Genomic DNA, 19,312 nt, shown 5'->3' with positions numbered 1-19,312 from the left:
TAAGCGCATACAGGATGAATATTTAACGTCGATGTAACAATTTATAAAGAGCAGGAATAACCAGCATTGACAGCAACGGCGCAGTCACCATCCCGCCTATCATCGGGGCTGCGATGCGCTGCATCACCTCTGAACCGCTGCCGCCCCCCCACATAATGGGTAGCAAGCCCGCCATGATGGTGGCAACGGTCATCACTTTCGGGCGAACGCGAAGCACGGCTCCTTCATGGATAGCCCGCATAACCATCGCACTCCCGCCTTCGGGGTCCCGCAGACGGTACTTATCCAGCGCATGATTTAAATAGAGGACCATTATTACCCCGAATTCCGCCGCGACACCGGAAAGCGCTATAAATCCTACCGCCCCCGCCACCGACAGATTATATTCAAGCAGCCACAGCAACCACACGCCCCCAATAAGTGCAAAAGGTAATGTCCCCATAATTATCAGGACATCTGAAACGCGTTTAAAGGTTAACCAAAGCAGTATAAATATAATCATGAGGGTAACTGGCAGGACTATTTTTAACTTCGCCGTGGCCCGCTCAAGATATTCGAATTGTCCGGACCAGGAGAGCGACACGCCCTGCGGTAAAACAACCTGCTCCGCCACCCGCTTTTGCATTTCATCTACCGCTGACTTCAGATCACGCCCGCGCAGGTCGACATAAATCCAGTTAGACAGTCGCGCATTTTCACTTTTCAACATTGGCGGTCCTTCCGTCACCACAATGTCCGCCAGCTCGCCAAGCGCAATCTGGCTGCCGTTCGCGGCGATCACGGGTAAGACGCGCAGTTTATCCACATTATCGCGAAGGTCGCGCGGGTAGCGCAGGTTGATGGGATAACGCTCACGCCCCTGAATGACTTCGCCAATGTTATCGCCCCCCACTAAGGTAGAAACCATACTTTGCAGTTCATCGACGGACACGCCGTATCGCGCAGCCTTTTGCCTGTCGATACGAATATCCACATAGCGCCCGCCCGCCAGACGTTCCGCCAGGGCCGAAGTGACGCCAGGCACCTGCTTCACCACCTGTTCAATCTGCTGGGCGACCCGCTCGATATCCGCAATATTATTGCCGTTCACCTTAATGCCCACCGGGCTTTTGATCCCGGTGGCCAGCATATCCAGGCGGTTACGGATAGGTGGCACCCACACGTTAGCAATACCAGGTACGGACACCGTTTTATCCAGCTCCTCGACCAGTTTTTGCGTTGTCATTCCCGGGCGCCACTGAGCGCGGGGTTTAAAGTGGATGGTTGTCTCCAGCATTGTGAGCGGTGCCGGATCGGTAGCCGATTCAGCCCTTCCGGCCTTACCAAACACGCTTTCCACTTCCGGTACGCTTTTAATCAGCCGGTCCGTTTGCTGCAATAACCGCGAAGCCTCGCGGGCGGAAATGCCTGGCAGTGTGGATGGCATGTACAGCAAATCCCCCTCATCCAGAGGTGGCATAAATTCACTTCCGAGCCGGCTTAGCGGCCAGAGGGTCGCCACCAAAAGCGCAAATGCCAGCACCAGCGTCGTTTTCGGAAACGAGAGCACCTTATCCAGCAAAGGTTCATACAGGCGGATCAGCACCCGGTTGATGGGGTTGGCTTTTTCGTCAGGGATCTTGCCGCGAATAAAATAGCCCATCAGCACCGGCACCAGGGTAATGCCTAGCCCTGCCGCCACCGCCATTGACCAGGTTTTGGTAAACGCCAGCGGGGAAAACATTCGCCCTTCCTGCGCCTCAAGTGAAAACACCGGAATGAACGACAAGGTGATGATAAGCAGGCTGCAAAACAGCGCCGGACCGACTTCCACGGCGGCGCGCTCCGCAAGGTGCCAGTAATCCCCGGACGACGGCGTTTTATCCGGGTTATCATGCCGCCATTGCTCCAGCACTTTGTGCATGTTTTCAATCATCACAATCGCGGCGTCGACCATCGCCCCGATAGCAATAGCGATCCCGCCAAGCGACATGATGTTCGCGTTGATGCCCTGATAGTGCATCACCACGAATGCGCCCAGGATCCCCAGCGGCAGAGAGACAATAGCCACCAGCGCTGAACGGAAATGGAATAAAAACAGCGCACACACCACCACCACGACCGCAAACTCTTCCAGCAACTTATGCGTCAGCGTTTTAACCGACTCTTCAATCAGGGTTGAGCGGTCATAAACCGGGACAATTTCCACACCTTCTGGCAACGTTTTCTGCAATTCACTGAGCTTTGTTTTCACCGCGTGAATGGTGTCCAGCGCATTCTGCCCATAGCGCATCACGACCACGCCCCCGGCAACCTCGCCTTCACCATTCAGCTCTGCCACGCCCCGGCGGATCTCCGGGCCAAATCCAATGGTCGCGACGTCTTTTAGCAGGACAGGTACCCCGTCCCGACTGGCGATCACCACGTTGAGAAAATCATCCAGCGACCGCAAATAGCCGGTGGTGCGCACCATGTATTCAGCCTCACCCATCTCCAGCAATGCGCCACCACTCTCTTTGTTGGCAGCCTGTACCGCGCTGGAAAGCTGGCTGTGGGTAATGTTCAGCGCACGCATCCTGGCGGGATCGGCCACAATCTGGTACTGGCGCACCATCCCGCCAATGCTGGCGACTTCCGACACGTTCGGCACGGTTTTAAGCTCAAATTTCAGCGTCCAGTCCTGGATGGCTCGCAGGTCTGCCAGGCTGTGTTTTCCGCTGCGATCGACAAGCGCGTACTCATAAATCCAGCCCACCCCGGTGGCGTCTGGTCCCAGCGAGACTTTCACTCCCGCCGGAAATTGCGACTGCACCTGGCTTAAATACTCCAGCACGCGTGAACGAGCCCAGTACAAATCCGTGCCATCTTCAAACAGCACGTAGACATAGGCATCACCAAACATGGAAAAGCCGCGCACCGTTTTAGCCCCCGGCACGGAGAGCATCGACGTGGTCAGCGGCCAGGTGACCTGATCCTCTATCACCTGCGGTGCTTTGCCTGGATAGCTGGCTTTGACGATAACCTGCACATCAGAGAGATCGGGAAGCGCATCCAGCGGTGCGCGTTGCACCGCCCACCAGCCCCACCCGGCCATAATCATTGCCGCCAGGATCACCAGCAGCCGGTTACGTAATGAGGCACGAATCACCGCGGCAATCATTGGGTCACCTCCAGCATCACGCTGCGCAGATTCGCTTCTGAATCAATCAGGAACTGCCCTGAGGTGACAACGTCATCGCCCTCTTTCAGGCCCGACGTGATCTCCGTCCAGCCCTGGGCAGTCAACCCTGTTTTGACATTGACCGGGCGGAAATAGCCGTCCCCGGTGGCCAGCAGCAGACGTGTAGACTCCCCGCTGTTGATGACCGCTTCTTCGGGTACCGCAAGCACTGGCGGGCGTTCTGCTGCCTGGGCGCGCGATACGCTGAGATACATTCCGGGTTTTAATTTCTCCCCGGCGTTGTTCAGCACGATGCGTGCTTTCAGTGTTCGCGTGGTGGTTTCCATCTGCGGGAGTAGCTCACTGACCGTGCCGTGGAATTGCTCACCCGGCCAGCTCTGTGTCGTGGCAACCACTTCAGTGCCCACGCTCAGGGACTGTGCCTGCGTTTGCGGGTAATCAACAACCAGCCACACAGGATCAAGGCTGGCGATTTCGAACAGCGGCGCCGTTGCCGTAATTTGCGCACCCTCACGTACATCCAGCTTAACGACATATCCTGCTTTCGCCGCCCGAAGCGTCAGCGTGGTTTGCGGTTTGCCGCTTCGTTCCAGCGCGCGGATCACTTCCTCCGGCATAAATTGCAGCGCCAGCCGCTCACGTGCGGCGCGGGTCAGCCCGGCATCTCCAAGCTGACGTACCGCCAGATACTCCTGTTGTGCGGTGGTCCATTGTGGGATCCACAGCTGCGCCAGCGCTTCGCCGGCTTTCACCTGCTGCTGCGGGGCGTTGACATACAATCGTTTCACCACGCCGTTGGCAGGCGCTGAAACCACGGTCACTCCCCGCTCATCCGTTGATACCGTGGCGAAAGCGGAAAACGGGACAGTCAGCTGATGCAGCTGGGCTTTCGTTGTCTTCATGCCCAGGTTTTGCTGCTGCTGCGCGCTGATGCCAACGCCAGCCGCTGCCTTCTCCTCGTCGGCGTAGCGCGGCACCAGTTGCATATCCATAAAGGGTGATTTTCCAGGCTTATCAAAACGCTGGCCTGGCATCATGGGATCGTACCAGTAAAGCACTTTACGCTCAGTGGGTTGCGGCTGTGCCGTGGGTTGATGAGACTGCTTTTGCCCCACAAAGTAGCCGCCCCCGGCCGCCACTAACACGGCAATGGCGACTACGGTTAAGGTCGTTGTTTTCATTTTGCCAGCTCCTGTGGGATCAGCCATTGGATCGCCGCCCAGTTACGCGCCATCTCACGCTCAGCCTGATTCGCCGCGAGTTCCGTATCCAGCACGCTACGGCGCGCTTCCAGTAATGCAGGCAGTTCGGACTGCCCCGAACGATACTGCGCCGTCAGCACATCCAGCCGTTGCCGCTGTAACGGAAGGATCTCCTCGCTCTGACGCTGCCATAAGGTTTGCGCCGCCTGATACTGCGCCACCAGCGACTGCACCTGTGCGATATGCTCACGTTTAATCAGCGTGAGCTGGTCTACCGCCTGCATCGACCGGGAGACATCCGCGGCATAATCTTTGTCCTGCCTTTTGGACTGGAAAATCGGCAAATCAACGCTGAACATCACCCCAGCCATGTCGTCATAGCCTTCTGCGCGATGGGCGTAAAACACCTCGACATCTACATCAGGTATGGCGGCGATTGCCGATTGCGCGGAACGGGCTTTCGCGGTGTCGGCCTCCCGGCGGGCGGCTTCCACTTCCGGGTGCCGGACTATTCCCTCTTCCAGCGTTTTTTCATCGGCGGGAAGCCGCTGGTAGCGCGGCAATGGCCCGCTCACATCGGTGATTGTTTGCCCTGTCAGCTGAAACAGGCGGCTTTGCGCCAGTTGCACATCACGCTGAGCAAGCGTCTCTTTATCGCGCATTGCACTCAGGGTCATTTGCAGCGCCAGTACGCTGTCTGGCGTGGAACTGCCCGCCCCTACGCTTGCCTTTTGTACACCGCGCTGACGCGCGGTTTCACTGACCAGCGCTTTCGCTTTTTTCAGCGCCTGCTGGGTTAACGCCAGTTCGAGCCAGGCCTGGGCGGTATCGCGCTGCAGCGCAGCGCGAATAGCCTCCCCTTTTGCCAGCACGCCTCGCGCCTGCGCCTGGAAGGTTTGCGCTTTACGTTCTCGTTTTTCGGAACTGACATAGCTCTGCATGATGCCAATTTTTTGCATGGTCATGCCTTCACGCGTCAGACGCCTGTCGTTGCTCCCCTGCACCGGTACGTTTTCAATTCCAAACTTCAGTTTGGGGTCGGGTAGTTGAGTCGCGGAATCCGCCATCGCATCCAGTGCCTGTGCTTCATTGCGGCTGGCAGATAACTCCGCGGAATAGCGTTGCGCTTCGGTCAGGGTTTGGTCGAGCGTCCACGGCTCCGCCTGTACGGCGGAGCTGAGTAGCCCGAACATCACCCCACCGAGCCACAGGCCCAGTGTGTGTTGTTTCATGAAGTCCTCGCTTAGCGCTGTGGCGTCAGCGAGACGATCTGGAACCCGTCACCTGAACGTTCAAGGATGAACGTCACCCGATCGCCGGGTTTCGCACCATTGAGCGCAGCACCGGATGACAAGGTAAAGGGCATCGTCATGGCAGGCCATTTCAGTTCAGGAATGGCGTCATGTTCGAGAGTGACAGACTGCGCGGAAAACGCCTGGACAACGCCATGGCCTTGCCAGCGTTGTGCAGCCGGGGTGGTTACTTCATTCGCCTGGACGGCAAAAGAAGAAAAAGAGACGGACGCGCCAAGCAGCGCGGAAAGGAATAAAGCACGCATGATAAAGCTCCTGTTAAACGTAAATTAAAATAAAATCAACGAATTAACAGGTTTTTACTCTCTGAACCGGCAAAACCGAATGGTTGCCGGTGGCCCCACTGCAGGAGGAGTGACTGACCACGCAGACTGGCGTACAGCCGTACATTCCGGCGTGTTCAGGGTCAGGGTCATGGCGGCAGGTAGTGCCACCAGTTGAGGTTGGGAGGGATCTTTTGGCGCCTGATCGGGCACACAATGCTTTTCACACAGCGGCGAGACATCAGCAGCATGAACAGGGACAGGTTTAGCCATCATATCCATATGCTGAACTGCCGCGACGTTACCCCGAAGGTCGATAGAACAATCGTGAGAGGCAACAGCAACCTGACTCTGGATCAACAGCCAGCCAAAGGCTATCAAAAACATCAGCAGATGTTTCTTGAAAAAGCGCAGGCGATAAGTCCAGCTGGCGTGCATATCGGCGTCATCAGGTTGAAAAAAGTGTTGAGAGTATATGCAGGGTAAAGAAGGAATAGAAAGCGCTTTTAAAGAGATTTACGTTCTTTATCAATTCCTGATAAATAGTATTAAATACATTAACACTTCAATATCATTTTCATGACATATAATAATGATGCAATGAGTCAATATCGCCACGATGCAAATGTTAGGGCAATGGCAAAATATCGTTACTCTCTCCTTTAGTAGTATATTTATTGATTTTAATCAGCAATGGCAGACCATTAATTCGGCACATTTCATCCTTCTTTTTTTATTGATTATTTGTGCTCTCGGGCAGCAGGGATACAGGGGATACCATGCTTACGTTTATCGAGCTCCTTATCGGAGTCGTTGTCATTGTCGGTGTAGCCCGCTACATCATTAAAGGCTACTCAGCCACCGGGGTTTTATTTGTCGGCGGCCTGACGCTGCTCATTGTTAGCGCCTTAATGGGCCATAAAGTCTTACCGGCCAGTGAAACCAGTACGGGCTATACCGCGACCGACATTGTCGAATACATCAAAATCCTGCTCATGAGCCGTGGCGGCGACCTGGGTATGATGATCATGATGCTGTGCGGTTTTGCGGCATTTATGACTCACATCGGCGCGAACGATATGGTCGTTAAACTGGCATCCCGGCCGTTGAAATTCATCAACTCCCCTTACCTGCTGATGATCGCCGCGTATTTCCTGGCCTGCCTGATGTCACTGGCCGTCTCTTCTGCCACCGGTCTTGGCGTGCTGTTAATGGCAACACTGTTCCCTGTCATGGTCAACGTGGGGATCAGCCGTGGCGCGGCGGCCGCTATTTGCGCCTCTCCGGCAGCCATTATTCTTTCGCCAACTTCCGGTGATGTGGTGCTGGCAGCAAAAGCCGCCGAAATGTCGCTGATCGATTTTGCGTTTAAAACCACGCTGCCTATCTCGATTGCCGCCATCATCGCCATGGCGATTGCCCACTTTTTCTGGCAGCGCTATCTCGACAAAAAAGAGAACATCAGCCACGAAATGCTGGATGTAGCTGAAATCACCACGACTGCGCCAACCTTCTACGCCATCCTGCCTTTTACACCGATTATCGGCGTGCTGATTTTTGACGGCAAATGGGGCCCACAGCTGCATATCATTACGATCCTGGTGATCTGTATTCTGCTGGCGGCGGTGCTGGAATTTGTACGTGGCTTCAATACTCAGAAGGTGTTTTCCGGGCTGGAAGTGGCCTACCGCGGTATGGCGGATGCCTTTGCAGGCGTAGTGATGCTGCTGGTTGCAGCTGGCGTGTTTGCCCAGGGGCTGAGCACCATCGGCTTTATCCAGAGCCTGATCTCCATTGCCACCTCCTTCGGCTCAGCAAGCATTATCCTGATGCTGGTGCTGGTGGTCCTGACCATGCTGGCCGCAATGACCACCGGTTCCGGTAATGCGCCGTTCTACGCCTTTGTTGAGATGATCCCAAAACTGGCGCACTCCTCCGGTATCAACCCGGCGTATCTGTCGATTCCAATGTTGCAGGCATCCAACCTGGGCCGCACCATTTCCCCGGTTTCCGGTGTGGTGGTAGCGGTTGCCGGGATGGCAAAAATATCGCCTTTTGAAGTGGTGAAACGGACCTCCGTTCCCGTCCTTGTTGGCCTGATAGTGGTCATCATTGCCACCGAAGTGCTGGTGCCTGGCACCGCGGTGGGGTAAGTTCTTCCCCCGCAAAAAAGCGCCTGCGGGCGCTTTTTGTGCTTTAATAACTTCCAGAAATCATCCGTTTTCAATCATTCAGGAATTCAAATGTTCAGGAAGGATATTGTTTTTCCGTCTGGCGCGATGGCGCTTGCACTCTGCTTTTTCTCCGCTCAGGCTGAACCTCTTAAGGCAACGCAGTACGGAGATTTCGATCGCTACGTACTAGCGCTCTCCTGGCAAACCGGGTTTTGTCAGAGCATGGTCGAACGCAACCGTAACGAACCGGACGAGTGTCGCCTGCAAAAAGAGAGCAAGACCAAAACTGATTTCCTGACCGTGCACGGTCTGTGGCCTGGCCTGCCAAAATCCATTGCCTCGCGCGGGGTAGATGAGCGCCGCTGGATGCGTTATGGCTGCGCCACTCGACCCATCCCCAACATGCCGGAAGCGAAAGCCAGCCGTAAATGTTCAGCCGCCGAAACCGGGTTATCCCTGTCGGGTGCAGCAAAGCTCAATAGCGTGATGCCAGGCGCTGGCGGGAACTCTTGTCTTGAGCGCTACGAATATGCCAAACACGGCGTCTGCTTTGGCTTCGACCCCGATGCCTATTTCGGCACCATGGTGCGGATGAACCAGGAAGTGAAAAGCAGCCCGCTGGGGCAATTCCTGGCCAATAACTACGGGAAAACCGTTAACCGCGGTGATTTTGATGATGCCGTCGGCAAGGGCTGGGGGAAAGAGAGTATCAAAGCCATCAAGCTTACCTGCAACGGTAACCCGGCCTATCTCACCGAAATACAGCTCTCGCTGAACGCCAACACCATCAATGCGCCGCTCTCTGCGTCATCTTTTGCGCCGCAGCCTCACCCGGGCAACTGTGGCAAACAGTTCGTTATCGATAAAGTGGGCTACTGACCCCCTGCCGGGCGAACATTCGCCCGGTATTTCATTGATTTCCGTTATATGACGATAAACATCACACTTCTGCGCACCTGCTTCATTTCTCCAGCTATTGCATCATTTATCCGATAAACACCGCTCAAACCTCCCCGCCATAATCGGATCGACATCAACTGGAGGAAATTCACATGGCTAAAAAACTGATTGCATTGTGCGCGTGCCCAATGGGACTAGCGCATACCTTTATGGCCGCTCAGGCACTGGAAGAAGCCGCGGTAGAAGCGGGTTATGAGGTCAAAATTGAAACCCAGGGCGCGGACGGTATTCAGAATCGCTTAACGGCGCAAGATATTGCCGAAGCCGACATCATCATCCATGCCATCGCTATCACCCCGGAAGATAACGAACGTTTTGAAACGCGCGATGTTTACGAAATCACGCTTCAGGATGCCATCAAAAATGCGCCAGGCACCCTGAAAGAGATCGAAGAGCTGATTGCTGCAGAACAATAATAATCTTCACACTCAGGGGTTTTCGTCATGGCAATTAAAAAACGCAGTGCGGTTCGCCCGGAAAGTCATGAAGGTGGTACGCTCGCCATCAAATCAACGCCCACGGTAACAGGCAATACATTCTGGAAAGAGCTTCCACAGCACATTATGTCGGGGATTTCCCGCATGGTGCCAACGCTGATTATGGGCGGGGTGATCCTCGCCATTTCACAACTTATCGCCTATGTCTGGCTGGAAATTCCGCCGGATACCGGCATTATGGATGCGCTGAACTCAGGCAAATTCACTGGTTTTAACCTCTCCGTATTAAAATTCGGGTATCTGACTGAATCGTTCGGCGGGCTGCTGTTTAGTTTTGCGATCCCGATGTTCTCGGCGTTTGTTGCTAACTCCATCGGTGGTAAGCTGGCCTTCCCGGCCGGGTTTATTGGCGGTCTGGTCGCCACTCAGCCAACGCTGGTATTGAACTTTGATCCTGAAAAACTCACCTGGCTTGCCACCAAACCCGTTCCGTCCACCTTTATTGGTGCGCTGATTATTGCGATTGCGGCAGGCTATCTGGTGAAATGGCTGAATACCCGCATTAACGTGCCACAGTATCTGCTGGCCTTCAAAAGCACCTTCCTGATCCCTATTCTGTCCGCACTGTTTGTGATGCTGGCGATGTACTACGTCATCACCCCAATTGGCGGCTGGTTAAACGCCGGAATGCGTGCCCTGCTGCTCGCCGCAGGCCAGGCCGGTTCGATGATGTATGCCATTGGCATGGCCGCCGCAACCGCAATTGACCTCGGCGGGCCAATCAACAAGGCGGCTGGTTTTGTTGGTCTGGGATTAACCACCGATCACGTCCTGCCGATTACCTCACGCGCCGTGGCCATCGTCATTCCGCCGATTGGCCTGGGTCTGGCAACGCTTATCGACCACCGTCTGACCGGCAAACGCCTGTTCAGCCCGCAGCTCTATCCGCAGGGGAAAACCGCTATGTTCCTCGCCTTTATGGGGATCAGCGAAGGGGCAATTCCGTTCCTGCTGGAAAACCCGCTCGCTACGCTGCCCGCTTACATGACTGGTGCTATCGCCGGAGCAATGACCGCGACGGCACTCGGTGCCGTTCAGTGGTTCCCGGAATCTGCCATCTGGGCGTGGCCGCTGGTGACGAATTTAGGTGCCTATATGCTCAGCATCCTGGTGGGGGCCGTTATTACTGCCCTGCTGGTGGTGGCTATCCGCAATAACATGCATAAGCGCGGAAAACTCACCATCGATACGCTGTAAGGGAGTTAACGAAATGGATTTACTGACAAGGCTTCGCGACTGGCTGGCAGCAGAAAAACTGGATGGCGTGCTGATCTCCTCGCGTCAGAACAAACAGCCTCATCTCGGTATCTCAACCGGGTCAGGCTACGTGCTGGTAACGCGTACGGGCGCGCATATTCTTGTGGATTTCCGCTATTACAACGATATCGCATCGCGCACGGCGGGCTATCAGATGCATCTGATCGATGCCGCTAACCCGTTTAGCGCCGTGATAAATCGTCTTATTGCTGATGAACACCTCACCCTCATCGGCTTCGAAGGCGATCACGTCAGCTGGCACACGGGCTGCCAGTGGCGAGATGCGCTTAATGCGACGCTTTGCAGTATCTCCCTCGACGATCTGCGGCAAATAAAAAGCGCAGAGGAAATCACGCATATTCGCGCGGCCTGCCGGATTGCCGACAGCGCCGCGCAACATATCCGGCGCTTTATCCAGCCGGGAATGCGCGAGCGCGACGTTGCCGCCGAACTGGAGTGGTTTATGAAACAGCAGGGGGCGGATAAACCCTCGTTTGACACTATCGTTGCCAGCGGGGCACGCGGTGCGCTGCCGCACGGGAAAGCGTCTGACAAAGTGATAATGGCCGGAGAGCTTGTCACCCTCGATTTTGGCGCCCAACACCAGGGATATTGCTCGGATATGACGAGGACGTTCCTTGTCGCCGGTCTAAACCAGAGTCCAGAGGATCATCCGCTTTATGCCATCTACCAGACCGTTCTGGAGGCGCAACTCGCCGCAATCCATGCGATTCGCCCGGGCGTTCCCTGCCATCAGGTTGATAGCGCGGCACGCTCGGTCATTGAGCGCGCCGGTTACGGCCCGCAGTTTGGTCACAATACCGGGCACGCCATCGGCATCGATGTTCATGAGAACCCGCGTTTCTCTCTAACCGATACTACACGCCTGCGGCCCGGTATGCTGCTGACCGTCGAACCCGGCATCTACATTGAAGGGCTGGGCGGTGTGCGAATTGAAGATGTGGTTCTGGTGACCGAAACGGGCGCTGAGGTGCTCTACACCATGAACAAAGCGCTGATGCTGACGGGGGAACACTGATGGACAGAGAATTGCTACGTGCACTGAGCGAAGCCGATGCCATTGCCGCCTCAGAGCAGGAGGTGCGCAACATCCTGATTACCCAAGCGCATAAGTACCACAAAGAGGTGCAGTTTGACGGCCTCGGCTCCGTCCTTATTCGCGTTAACCAGAGCAACGGACCGAAGGTGATGATTTGCGCCCATATGGATGAAGTCGGTTTTATGGTGCGCAGCATTTCCCGGGAAGGGGCTATCGATGTCCTGCCAATTGGCAACGTCCGCATGATGGCGCGCGCACTTCAGCCGGTAAGGATCACCACGCGTGCTGGTGTCAAAATTCATGGCCTGCTGGATGGGGATGTGAAAGGCAGTACGGTCGAAAACCTGCGCGTCGATATTGGTGCAACCTCAGCGGAAGAGGTGTTTGCCTCTGGCATTGATGCGGGCGATGCCGTCACCTTTGATACACCTTTTCACCTCCTTCCCCACAATCGGGTGATGGGCAAAGCCTTCGATGACCGTCTGGGCTGTTACCTGTTAATAACCCTTCTGCGCGAACTGCACCGGGCTCCGCTCGACTGTGAGCTCTGGCTGGTAGCAAGTTCCAGTGAAGAAGTGGGCTTGCGCGGGGGGCAGACCGCTACCCGGGTCGTTCGTCCCGATATCGCGCTGGTGCTCGATACCGCCTGCTGGTCAAAAAACTTTGATTATGGTAACGCAAATCACCGCCAGATTGGCGCAGGGCCGATGCTGGTGCTGTATGACAAGACGCTTATTGCGCCGCCAAAACTGACAGCGTTCATTGAAAAGGTGGCGCGTCCTTTAGGGATCCCGCTGCAAAAAGATATGTTCAGCAACGGTGGAACCGACGGCGGTGCGGTGCACCTCTCCGGCACAGGAGTGCCAACCGTGGTGCTGGGCCCCCCGACCCGACACGGGCATTGTGCGGCATCCATTGCCGATGAAACAGACATTGACCGCACCCATCAACTGCTTGTCGCTCTGGCGGCATGTATGAACCGTGAGACCGTGACTCATCTGACGGATTTCAGATGCTGATCTCACGCAGTCAGGAGGAAGTATGCTTTCGATTGAGTTTTTCTGCCCACTGCCCAACGGCCTGCACGCCCGTCCGGCCTGGGCGTTAAAAGAGCAGTGCAGCGCGTGGCGCAGCGATATTCGCTTTATCAATAAACGGCTCAACACCCACGCCGATGGCAAAAGTTCGCTGGCGCTGATCAGTACAGGCACCTTGTTTAACGACAGCTGCGTGCTGGAAATCAGCGGTAGCGACGAAGAGCAGGCCAGACGCGCGCTTGAGCTGTACGTCAATTCAGCATTTATCGACAGCGACAGTATTCCCTCTGGCGATGCGCCGCACGTTGCGCATCCCCTTCCCCGCTCACTCGTGCGGCTTAACCCGCAGCTTCATCACGCCATCACGCTGGCCAGTGGTATTGGCGCCGGTACATTGCGGGGCTGGCAGAGCGATAACCTGCAACGTTATCGCCAGAACCCGGCATCCCCGGAAGATATTACTCGCCTGGAACACAGCCTGGCCACGCTTGCGGAACAACTCAACCAGCGCCTGCGCGGGCTGGGCGGCGAAAGTAAAACAATTATCAGCGCCCATCTGTCTCTGATTCAGGATGACGAGTTCGGTGGCAACATCCGCCGTCTGATGAATGAAGAACGCCTGAGCCTTGCAGAGGCGATCATTCGTAATATGGAGCAGATCTGCAATAAGCTTTCGCTCTCGGCAAGCGACTACCTTCGCGAGCGCGTCAGTGATATCCGCGACATTACTGAACAGCTGCTGAACATCACCTGGCCTGAACTTCAGTCTGCATCTGCCTTTATCATGACCGAACCCACCATTCTGGTGGCGGAAGATTTAACCCCCAGCCAGTTTTTAAGCCTTGATACCCGATACCTGAAAGGGATGGTACTGGAAAAAACGGGCCGTACCTCGCACACCTTAATTCTCGCCCGCGCCGCCTCGATTCCAGTGCTGAGCAGCATGACGGTGGCCTCACTGGAACCCTTTACAGGAAAACCGGTGATTCTGGACGGGGTCTGTAGCGTACTGGTCATGGAGCCCAACGAGGCCGTTCATCACTACTACAGCGTGGCGCAACGCCTCGCGGATATTCGCCACCAGCAGCAGATCAAAGACGCCGGGCTGCCAGCCCTTACCCGGGATAACGTTCCGGTAGATATCGCGGCGAATATCGGCAGCGCCCTGGAGGCGCCCGGCGCATTCGCCTGTGGCGCACAGGGTGTTGGCCTGTTTCGTACGGAAATGCTCTATATGGATCGCGATAAAGCTCCGGACGAGCAGGAACAGTTTGAAGCTTATCAGCAGGTGTTGCTCTCAGCGATTGGTAAACCGGTTATCTTCCGCACCATGGATATTGGCGGTGATAAGCAGATCCCGTATCTCAATATTCCGCAGGAGGAGAATCCATTCCTCGGCTATCGCGCTGTGCGCATCTACCCGGAATTTGCTCATCTTTTTCGCACTCAGCTTCGCGCTATTTTACGCGCGGGGGCCTGCGGCAATGCGCTGTTAATGATCCCGATGGTACATAGCCTCGATCAAATTTTATGGGTTAAACAAGAGTTGCAAAAAGTCCGTGAAGAGCTGGTATCGCAAGGTCTACGGCATACCTCACACCTGCCGTTGGGAATTATGGTCGAAGTGCCATCCGTCTGTTTTATCATCGATCACTTCTGCGAGGAGGTCGATTTTTTCAGCATTGGTTCAAACGATATGACCCAGTATCTTTACGCGGTTGATCGCAACAACCCCCGGGTTTCCCCGCTCTATAACCCAATCACCCCATCGTTTTTACGTATGGTGCGCCAGATTGTCACCGCGGCGCACCGCCACGGAAAATGGGTCGGGATATGTGGCGAGCTTGCCGGCGAGCGCCGTTATCTTCCTGTTCTTCTGGGGCTGGGTATTGATGAGTTCAGCATGAGCGGGCCCCGTATTCCGGCGGTGAAAGCACAGCTTCGCGTGCTTGAGAGCGATGCCTGCCGGGAACTCGCAGAGAAAGCCTGTGAATGTCGCAGTGCAGAGGAAATCGAAACGTTACTGGGTGATTTTACCCCGGAAGAACCCTCGCGCCCGTTACTGGCGCTGGAGACTATCGTATTCAATGAGCCGCTCACCTCAAAAGAGCAGGTGCTCCAGTTCCTGTGCGGCAATCTGGCTATTCAGGGACGCACCGAAAACCCGCTGGAGCTGGAGGAAGATCTCTGGCAGCGCGAAGAGATTGTTACGACGGCCGTCGGGTTTGGGGTGGCTATTCCGCACACTAAGTCTCAGTGGATCCGCCACTCCAGCATTAGCATCGCTCGCCTGGAAAAGCCGATTGACTGGGAGTCGGATATGGGTGATGTCGGTCTGGTCATCATGCTGACGCTTGGTACCCAGGAAGGGATTAACCACGTCAAAGTCTTCTCCCAGCTGGCACGTAAGCTGGTCAATAAAGCGTTTCGTGAGGCCCTGTTTGCAGCGGATTCACCGCATAGTCTCCTGGAATTGCTGAACGCCGAAATCAGCTTCTGATCGCTACTGAAAACGCGCGCGATACTCCCCCGGCGTCAGTCCAAACTGACGTCGGAACAGCCGGGAAAAATAGTCGCTGTCAGGATAACCGCAACGCTTCGCCACCTCGCTTACCGGCAGATGGTATTTTTGCAGGATGGTGCGCGCTTTCCCCATTCGTACCCAGCGAACGTAATCGACAAAACTCATCGTCCCCTGCTGCGAAAACAAGCGCGACAAATGGTTAGGGGAAATATTAAACAATGCCGCAACGCTTTCGCGCGAAACCTGTTCCGCATAGTTGTCCTGCAGCCAGTTGCAAATGCTTTGGTAAAGAAAATCTCCCCGCGAGAGCCCAGGCTCAGGACGTGAAGAGACCGCTTTACGACACCAGTGAAGCAGGCTAAGCACCAGAGGCTGAATGATGTCCTGATCCTGCGGTGACGCACTCAGGTACGTAAGCGCCACCAGCATAGCCGCACACTCGCCTTTTTCAGGATAAGGGAGCTCCACTTTCCGCTGCGGTTGTTCGTTGTGGGGAGTCTGATACGCCAGCCCCAGCCAGGAAGGTGCGAAAACAATGCTCAACAGCATAACCGGCTTTTCAAACACCGGCATATTTACCGCCTGCGCTGGAATAAACAGCATTTCGCCCTGACGGATGGCCTTTTGCTCGGGGATCAGCAGGTTGCCATAAACACCACGCAGCACCACGTCGAGCCGCGGCCATTCAAGCCGTAAACTCCCGGCCGGGGTCGAGGCGGGTGAGTGCGCAAACCAGACACGCCCCAGCTGCTGTGGGTTCAGCACCAGCCCGCTAAACAGGTCGGCAAAAAACTGCTGATCGGCGGGAAGCCGACTATCAGGCATCTTATCCTCTGCGCGCATCAGGACGCACCAGATCAAAGCGGTGGGTGTCACTAATGGAATAGTAAGCCGTCGGCCCGCCTGCACGCAGAATCGGCTGCGCCTTTGCAGTCTGGTAAATGCCCTCTTCCAGCAGCGTTTCAGCAATATGAATGCCGACCACCTCTCCCAACACCAGCCAGGTATCCACCGGAGTACCATCGGCGCCCGTCAGCTGAATGCACTGCGACAGACGACACTCAAAATTCACCGGGCTTTCCGCCACGCGTGGCGCGTTCACCAGCTCGCTGGCAACGGGGGTTAATCCTGCAAAGGTAAATTCATCTTCACCGTGGGGAAGCGTGACAGAGGTTTCATTCATCGCTTCGGCCAGGTCACGCGTTGCCAGGTTCCACACAAACTCGCCGGTTTCAGTAATATTTCTGACGCTGTCCTTCCAGCCATTGCTGGAAAAACCAATGATCGGCGGGCGATAGTTAAAGCAGTTAAAGAAGCTATAAGGCGCGAGGTTCAGTTGACCCTCTTTACTGCACGAGGAGATCCAGCCAATCGGACGCGGTCCAATAATGGCGTTCAGCGGGTCATGCGGCAGGCCGTGCCCCTGAGAAGGTTGGTAGAAATACATGTTGCTCTCTCATTGGTGGGGCAGACACGAATTACGCTTCGCTCATTGCCCTGGTTCAGGACACTCAGCGTAACGCAATCCGCCAGAAATTAAGACTGAATAAATTTCAGCAAATCGTCGTTAATCTGGTGCTTATGAGTAGTGCAGATACCGTGCGAGCCGCCCGCATAGACCTTAAGCTGCGCGTCTGGCAGGATCTCCGCCGCCACGCGGCCACAGGTATCGATCGGTACGATTTGATCGTCATCACCGTGGATCACAAGCGTCGGGATGGTCATCTTTTTCAGATCGCCACGCAGGTCGGTTTCCGAAAATGCTTTGATACAGTCGTACAGGGCCTTAATTGAGCCCTGAAGCCCCTGCTCCACAAAGCTTTCACGTACCGCTTTTGACTCTTTCGCGCCCGGACGGTTATAACCGTAAAACGCGGCGGTCAGCTCATAGAAGAATGCCGCGCGATCGTTAACCACGCCTTCCCGAATACCATCAAAGACCTCTTTCGGCACCCCGTTGGGGTTGAAATCGGTTTTGATCATAATCGGCGTCACAGCGCCAATCAGCACGGCTTTCGCCACGCGCTGTGTGCCGTGACGGCCAATATAGCGCGCCACTTCCCCACCGCCTGTTGAATGACCCACATGCACCGCATCTTTCAGATTAAGATGCGCCGTCAGTTCAGCCAGGTCGTCAGCGTACTGATCCATATTATGCCCGTCCCACGGCTGCGCCGAACGGCCATGGCCACGTCGGTCATGCGCAATCACACGAAATCCTTTTGACCCCAGAAACAACATTTGATCTTCAAAGGCATCTGCCGTCAGCGGCCAGCCGTGACTGAACACAATGGGTTGCCCACTGCCCCAGTCTTTAAAATGCAAATAACTGCCGTCTTTCAAGGTAATTTTGTCGTAATCGCTCATGAGATCTCCTCAACGGAACACTGAATGCGGATTGTCGCCTGATAAGGGCGCTTAAAAAGGATAATGCAAATTTGCGAGTGATCACGTTTTTCGCCAAAAATTCACATGACCAATGAATGTGACCTTCATCACTTCAAACTTGCGTGCGCAGTGAGTATCATCGGGAGAGTTAAACCCTCGCTGCCAGACGGCGAGGGTTTTCTTTTGGATTGGTTTCTGCGTTACACGCAGCATTAACGACATGGAGTAATAAATGTCCAGACCCACTATTATCATTAATGAACTCGACGCAGAACGTATCGACAGGCTTCTTGAGAAGCCTGAGTTTGCCGCACTGCCAATTGCGGATGCACTGAATGCTGAGCTGGATCGGGCGCAAATGTGCACGCCAGAGTCGATGCCGCATAACGTGGTAACGATGAACAGCAAGGTGAAATTCCGCGACCTGACCACCGGTGAAGAGCGTACCCGCACCCTGGTTTACCCGGCGCAAATGACCGACAGCAGCACGCAGCTTTCTGTTCTGGCACCTGTGGGCGCCGCGTTAATTGGCTTGCGTACTGGCGACACCATCCACTGGGAGTTACCCGGCGGTGCTTCTGCGCATCTTGAAGTGCTCGAACTGCTCTACCAGCCAGAAGCGGCCGGCGATTACCTTCGTTAATCCCTTCTGAACAAGCGACTCACCGCTTTGCCCGGAGGATGCCCGCGCATCCTCTTTCCGAAATTCACCCATTTGTCTTATATCCCGCAAAACCCCCTTAATCCACGCTTAATCTGTTTTGGTGCCGCGGGGACGGTCATGCTCGAAGAACTGGCTATCGTACTGTTTTTCCTGTTTTTATTGGCGATTATCGTCATGGCCGTGCTTTATCTTGAACGTCACTGGTAACCCCTCCTTCTGCTTAACCTCTCAAACAGTAAAAAAATGTATGGCATGAAAAAGTGCCAGACAGCTATCAGAAACCACAATTATTTTGTGCTTGAATGGTTTTAGCGTTTATAAACAAGGAGAAACGGGTATGTATCAGAGAATCATTATGCCAGTTGATGTTTTTGAGATGGAGCTAAGCGATAAGGCCGTACGCCACGCGGAGTTCCTGGCGCAACAGAACGGAGTTATTCATCTTTTACATGTTTTACCGGGTTCCGCCAGTCTTAGCCTGCATCGCTTTGCAGCCGACGTGCGGCGTTTCGAAGAGCATCTGCAACACGAAGCAGAAACGCGCTTGCAAACCATGGTGGGGCATTTCAGCATCGACCCGGCTCGCATCAAAACGCATGTCAGATTTGGCAACGTGCGTGATGCCGTGAATGAGCTGGCGAATGAACTGAAAGCGGATATGGTCGTCATCGGCTCACGAAATCCATCGATTACCACTCACCTGCTGGGCTCGAATGCCTCCAGCGTGATCCGCCACACCCACATCCCGGTGCTGGTTGTCAGATAAAAAAAAGGCCACCTCTCGGTGGCCTTTTTGTATTGCAGGTGTCGTCT

18 protein-coding genes are annotated in these 19,312 nt (G+C 55.0%); 10 read left to right on the top strand and 8 right to left on the bottom strand.

Translation table 11 applies throughout. The annotated features are described in order from the left end of the window. Positions 1-22: 22 nt before the first annotated feature. The 5 genes from N1249_RS05955 to N1249_RS05935 are packed head-to-tail and all read right to left on the bottom strand — an operon-like array spanning position 23 to position 6,376. The gene (locus N1249_RS05955) at positions 23-3,139 is read right to left on the bottom strand and encodes an efflux RND transporter permease subunit (protein ID WP_259835374.1); all 3,117 of its coding nucleotides are present in this window, start codon (positions 3,137-3,139) and stop codon (positions 23-25) included. Continuing rightward, positions 3,136-4,341: an efflux RND transporter periplasmic adaptor subunit gene (locus N1249_RS05950; RefSeq protein ID WP_259835372.1), complete on the bottom strand. Its 1,206-nt coding sequence runs from the start codon at positions 4,339-4,341 to the stop codon at positions 3,136-3,138. The genes N1249_RS05955 and N1249_RS05950 overlap by 4 nt, the downstream gene beginning before the upstream one ends. Continuing rightward, complete coding sequence (locus N1249_RS05945) at positions 4,338-5,594, bottom strand: TolC family protein (RefSeq protein WP_259835370.1); 1,257 nt, start codon at positions 5,592-5,594, stop codon at positions 4,338-4,340. Before N1249_RS05945 ends, N1249_RS05950 begins: the two co-directional genes overlap by 4 nt. 11 nt (positions 5,595-5,605) lie before the next feature. Then, on the bottom strand, positions 5,606-5,920 hold the full coding sequence (locus N1249_RS05940) for a copper-binding protein (protein WP_259835368.1): 315 nt from the start codon (positions 5,918-5,920) through the stop codon (positions 5,606-5,608). Between the two features lie 54 nt (positions 5,921-5,974). Next, positions 5,975-6,376 (bottom strand): hypothetical protein, encoded by a 402-nt coding sequence (locus N1249_RS05935; RefSeq protein ID WP_259835366.1) that lies wholly within the window; start codon positions 6,374-6,376, stop codon positions 5,975-5,977. 341 nt (positions 6,377-6,717) lie between these two features. Between N1249_RS05935 and dcuC the strand changes: the two genes are divergently transcribed. The 7 genes from dcuC (at position 6,718) to ptsP (ending at position 15,423) form a co-directional block, all read left to right on the top strand. Further along, positions 6,718-8,091, top strand: a complete 1,374-nt coding sequence (gene dcuC / locus N1249_RS05930) for an anaerobic C4-dicarboxylate transporter DcuC (protein ID WP_259835364.1) — start codon at positions 6,718-6,720, stop codon at positions 8,089-8,091. 90 nt (positions 8,092-8,181) lie between these two features. Next, positions 8,182-8,991 carry a ribonuclease I gene (rna, locus tag N1249_RS05925; RefSeq protein WP_259835362.1) on the top strand — a complete coding sequence of 270 codons (810 nt, stop codon included), beginning with the start codon at positions 8,182-8,184 and terminating at the stop codon, positions 8,989-8,991. Positions 8,992-9,164: 173 nt separating this feature from the next. Continuing rightward, positions 9,165-9,488 (top strand): PTS fructose transporter subunit IIB, encoded by a 324-nt coding sequence (locus N1249_RS05920; protein WP_014069308.1) that lies wholly within the window; start codon positions 9,165-9,167, stop codon positions 9,486-9,488. A gap of 27 nt (positions 9,489-9,515) precedes the next feature. Beyond that, entirely contained in the window at positions 9,516-10,766 is a 1,251-nt protein-coding gene (locus tag N1249_RS05915) for a PTS fructose transporter subunit IIC (RefSeq protein WP_259835360.1), read from the top strand. A 13-nt stretch (positions 10,767-10,779) separates the two neighbouring features. Next, positions 10,780-11,865, top strand: a complete 1,086-nt coding sequence (gene ypdF / locus N1249_RS05910; protein WP_259835358.1) for an aminopeptidase — start codon at positions 10,780-10,782, stop codon at positions 11,863-11,865. Next, entirely contained in the window at positions 11,865-12,905 is a 1,041-nt protein-coding gene (gene ypdE / locus N1249_RS05905) for an aminopeptidase (RefSeq protein WP_259835356.1), read from the top strand. Before ypdF ends, ypdE begins: the two co-directional genes overlap by 1 nt. A 22-nt stretch (positions 12,906-12,927) precedes the next feature. After that, positions 12,928-15,423, top strand: coding sequence for a phosphoenolpyruvate--protein phosphotransferase (gene ptsP / locus N1249_RS05900; RefSeq protein WP_259835354.1), 2,496 nt, complete (start codon positions 12,928-12,930; stop codon positions 15,421-15,423). 3 nt (positions 15,424-15,426) lie between these two features. Here the strand turns inward: ptsP and N1249_RS05895 are convergent, their stop codons facing one another. From N1249_RS05895 to N1249_RS05885, 3 genes are all read right to left on the bottom strand, one after another. Then, entirely contained in the window at positions 15,427-16,272 is an 846-nt protein-coding gene (locus N1249_RS05895; RefSeq protein ID WP_259835352.1) for a helix-turn-helix transcriptional regulator, read from the bottom strand. Between the two features lies 1 nt (position 16,273). Beyond that, positions 16,274-16,894 (bottom strand): flavin reductase family protein, encoded by a 621-nt coding sequence (locus tag N1249_RS05890; RefSeq protein ID WP_259835350.1) that lies wholly within the window; start codon positions 16,892-16,894, stop codon positions 16,274-16,276. Positions 16,895-16,983: 89 nt separating this feature from the next. Next, complete coding sequence (locus N1249_RS05885; RefSeq protein WP_259835348.1) at positions 16,984-17,814, bottom strand: alpha/beta fold hydrolase; 831 nt, start codon at positions 17,812-17,814, stop codon at positions 16,984-16,986. Between the two features lie 253 nt (positions 17,815-18,067). Between N1249_RS05885 and rnk the strand changes: the two genes are divergently transcribed. From rnk to uspG, 3 genes are all read left to right on the top strand, one after another. Beyond that, positions 18,068-18,478, top strand: a complete 411-nt coding sequence (rnk, locus tag N1249_RS05880; RefSeq protein WP_259835346.1) for a nucleoside diphosphate kinase regulator — start codon at positions 18,068-18,070, stop codon at positions 18,476-18,478. Between the two features lie 138 nt (positions 18,479-18,616). Then, positions 18,617-18,706 carry a small membrane protein YldA gene (gene yldA, locus N1249_RS23210; RefSeq protein WP_280960247.1) on the top strand — a complete coding sequence of 30 codons (90 nt, stop codon included), beginning with the start codon at positions 18,617-18,619 and terminating at the stop codon, positions 18,704-18,706. A gap of 130 nt (positions 18,707-18,836) precedes the next feature. Continuing rightward, positions 18,837-19,265 carry a universal stress protein UspG gene (gene uspG / locus N1249_RS05875; RefSeq protein WP_166717371.1) on the top strand — a complete coding sequence of 143 codons (429 nt, stop codon included), beginning with the start codon at positions 18,837-18,839 and terminating at the stop codon, positions 19,263-19,265. Positions 19,266-19,312 lie beyond the last annotated feature (47 nt).

The organism is Enterobacter sp. CP102 (assembly GCF_025152625.1).
GTDB classification, from domain to species: Bacteria; Pseudomonadota; Gammaproteobacteria; order Enterobacterales; family Enterobacteriaceae; genus Enterobacter; species Enterobacter soli.
Note: the sequence above shows the minus strand (reverse complement) of the source record. Positions and strands in the feature narration are given on the sequence as shown.

Excerpts from the sequence above, each read along its gene's own strand:
- N1249_RS05955 (WP_259835374.1), bottom strand. The coding sequence starts at position 3,139 with ATGATTGCCGCGGTGATTCGTGCCTCATTACGTAACCGGCTGCTGGTG.
- N1249_RS05950 (WP_259835372.1), bottom strand. The coding sequence starts at position 4,341 with ATGAAAACAACGACCTTAACCGTAGTCGCCATTGCCGTGTTAGTGGCG.
- N1249_RS05945 (WP_259835370.1), bottom strand. The coding sequence starts at position 5,594 with ATGAAACAACACACACTGGGCCTGTGGCTCGGTGGGGTGATGTTCGGG.
- N1249_RS05940 (WP_259835368.1), bottom strand. The coding sequence starts at position 5,920 with ATGCGTGCTTTATTCCTTTCCGCGCTGCTTGGCGCGTCCGTCTCTTTT.
- N1249_RS05935 (WP_259835366.1), bottom strand. The coding sequence starts at position 6,376 with ATGCACGCCAGCTGGACTTATCGCCTGCGCTTTTTCAAGAAACATCTG.
- dcuC (WP_259835364.1), top strand. The coding sequence starts at position 6,718 with ATGCTTACGTTTATCGAGCTCCTTATCGGAGTCGTTGTCATTGTCGGT.
- rna (WP_259835362.1), top strand. The coding sequence starts at position 8,182 with ATGTTCAGGAAGGATATTGTTTTTCCGTCTGGCGCGATGGCGCTTGCA.
- N1249_RS05920 (WP_014069308.1), top strand. The coding sequence starts at position 9,165 with ATGGCTAAAAAACTGATTGCATTGTGCGCGTGCCCAATGGGACTAGCG.
- N1249_RS05915 (WP_259835360.1), top strand. The coding sequence starts at position 9,516 with ATGGCAATTAAAAAACGCAGTGCGGTTCGCCCGGAAAGTCATGAAGGT.
- ypdF (WP_259835358.1), top strand. The coding sequence starts at position 10,780 with ATGGATTTACTGACAAGGCTTCGCGACTGGCTGGCAGCAGAAAAACTG.
- ypdE (WP_259835356.1), top strand. The coding sequence starts at position 11,865 with ATGGACAGAGAATTGCTACGTGCACTGAGCGAAGCCGATGCCATTGCC.
- ptsP (WP_259835354.1), top strand. The coding sequence starts at position 12,928 with ATGCTTTCGATTGAGTTTTTCTGCCCACTGCCCAACGGCCTGCACGCC.
- N1249_RS05895 (WP_259835352.1), bottom strand. The coding sequence starts at position 16,272 with ATGCCTGATAGTCGGCTTCCCGCCGATCAGCAGTTTTTTGCCGACCTG.
- N1249_RS05890 (WP_259835350.1), bottom strand. The coding sequence starts at position 16,894 with ATGTATTTCTACCAACCTTCTCAGGGGCACGGCCTGCCGCATGACCCG.
- N1249_RS05885 (WP_259835348.1), bottom strand. The coding sequence starts at position 17,814 with ATGAGCGATTACGACAAAATTACCTTGAAAGACGGCAGTTATTTGCAT.
- rnk (WP_259835346.1), top strand. The coding sequence starts at position 18,068 with ATGTCCAGACCCACTATTATCATTAATGAACTCGACGCAGAACGTATC.
- yldA (WP_280960247.1), top strand. The coding sequence starts at position 18,617 with ATGCTCGAAGAACTGGCTATCGTACTGTTTTTCCTGTTTTTATTGGCG.
- uspG (WP_166717371.1), top strand. The coding sequence starts at position 18,837 with ATGTATCAGAGAATCATTATGCCAGTTGATGTTTTTGAGATGGAGCTA.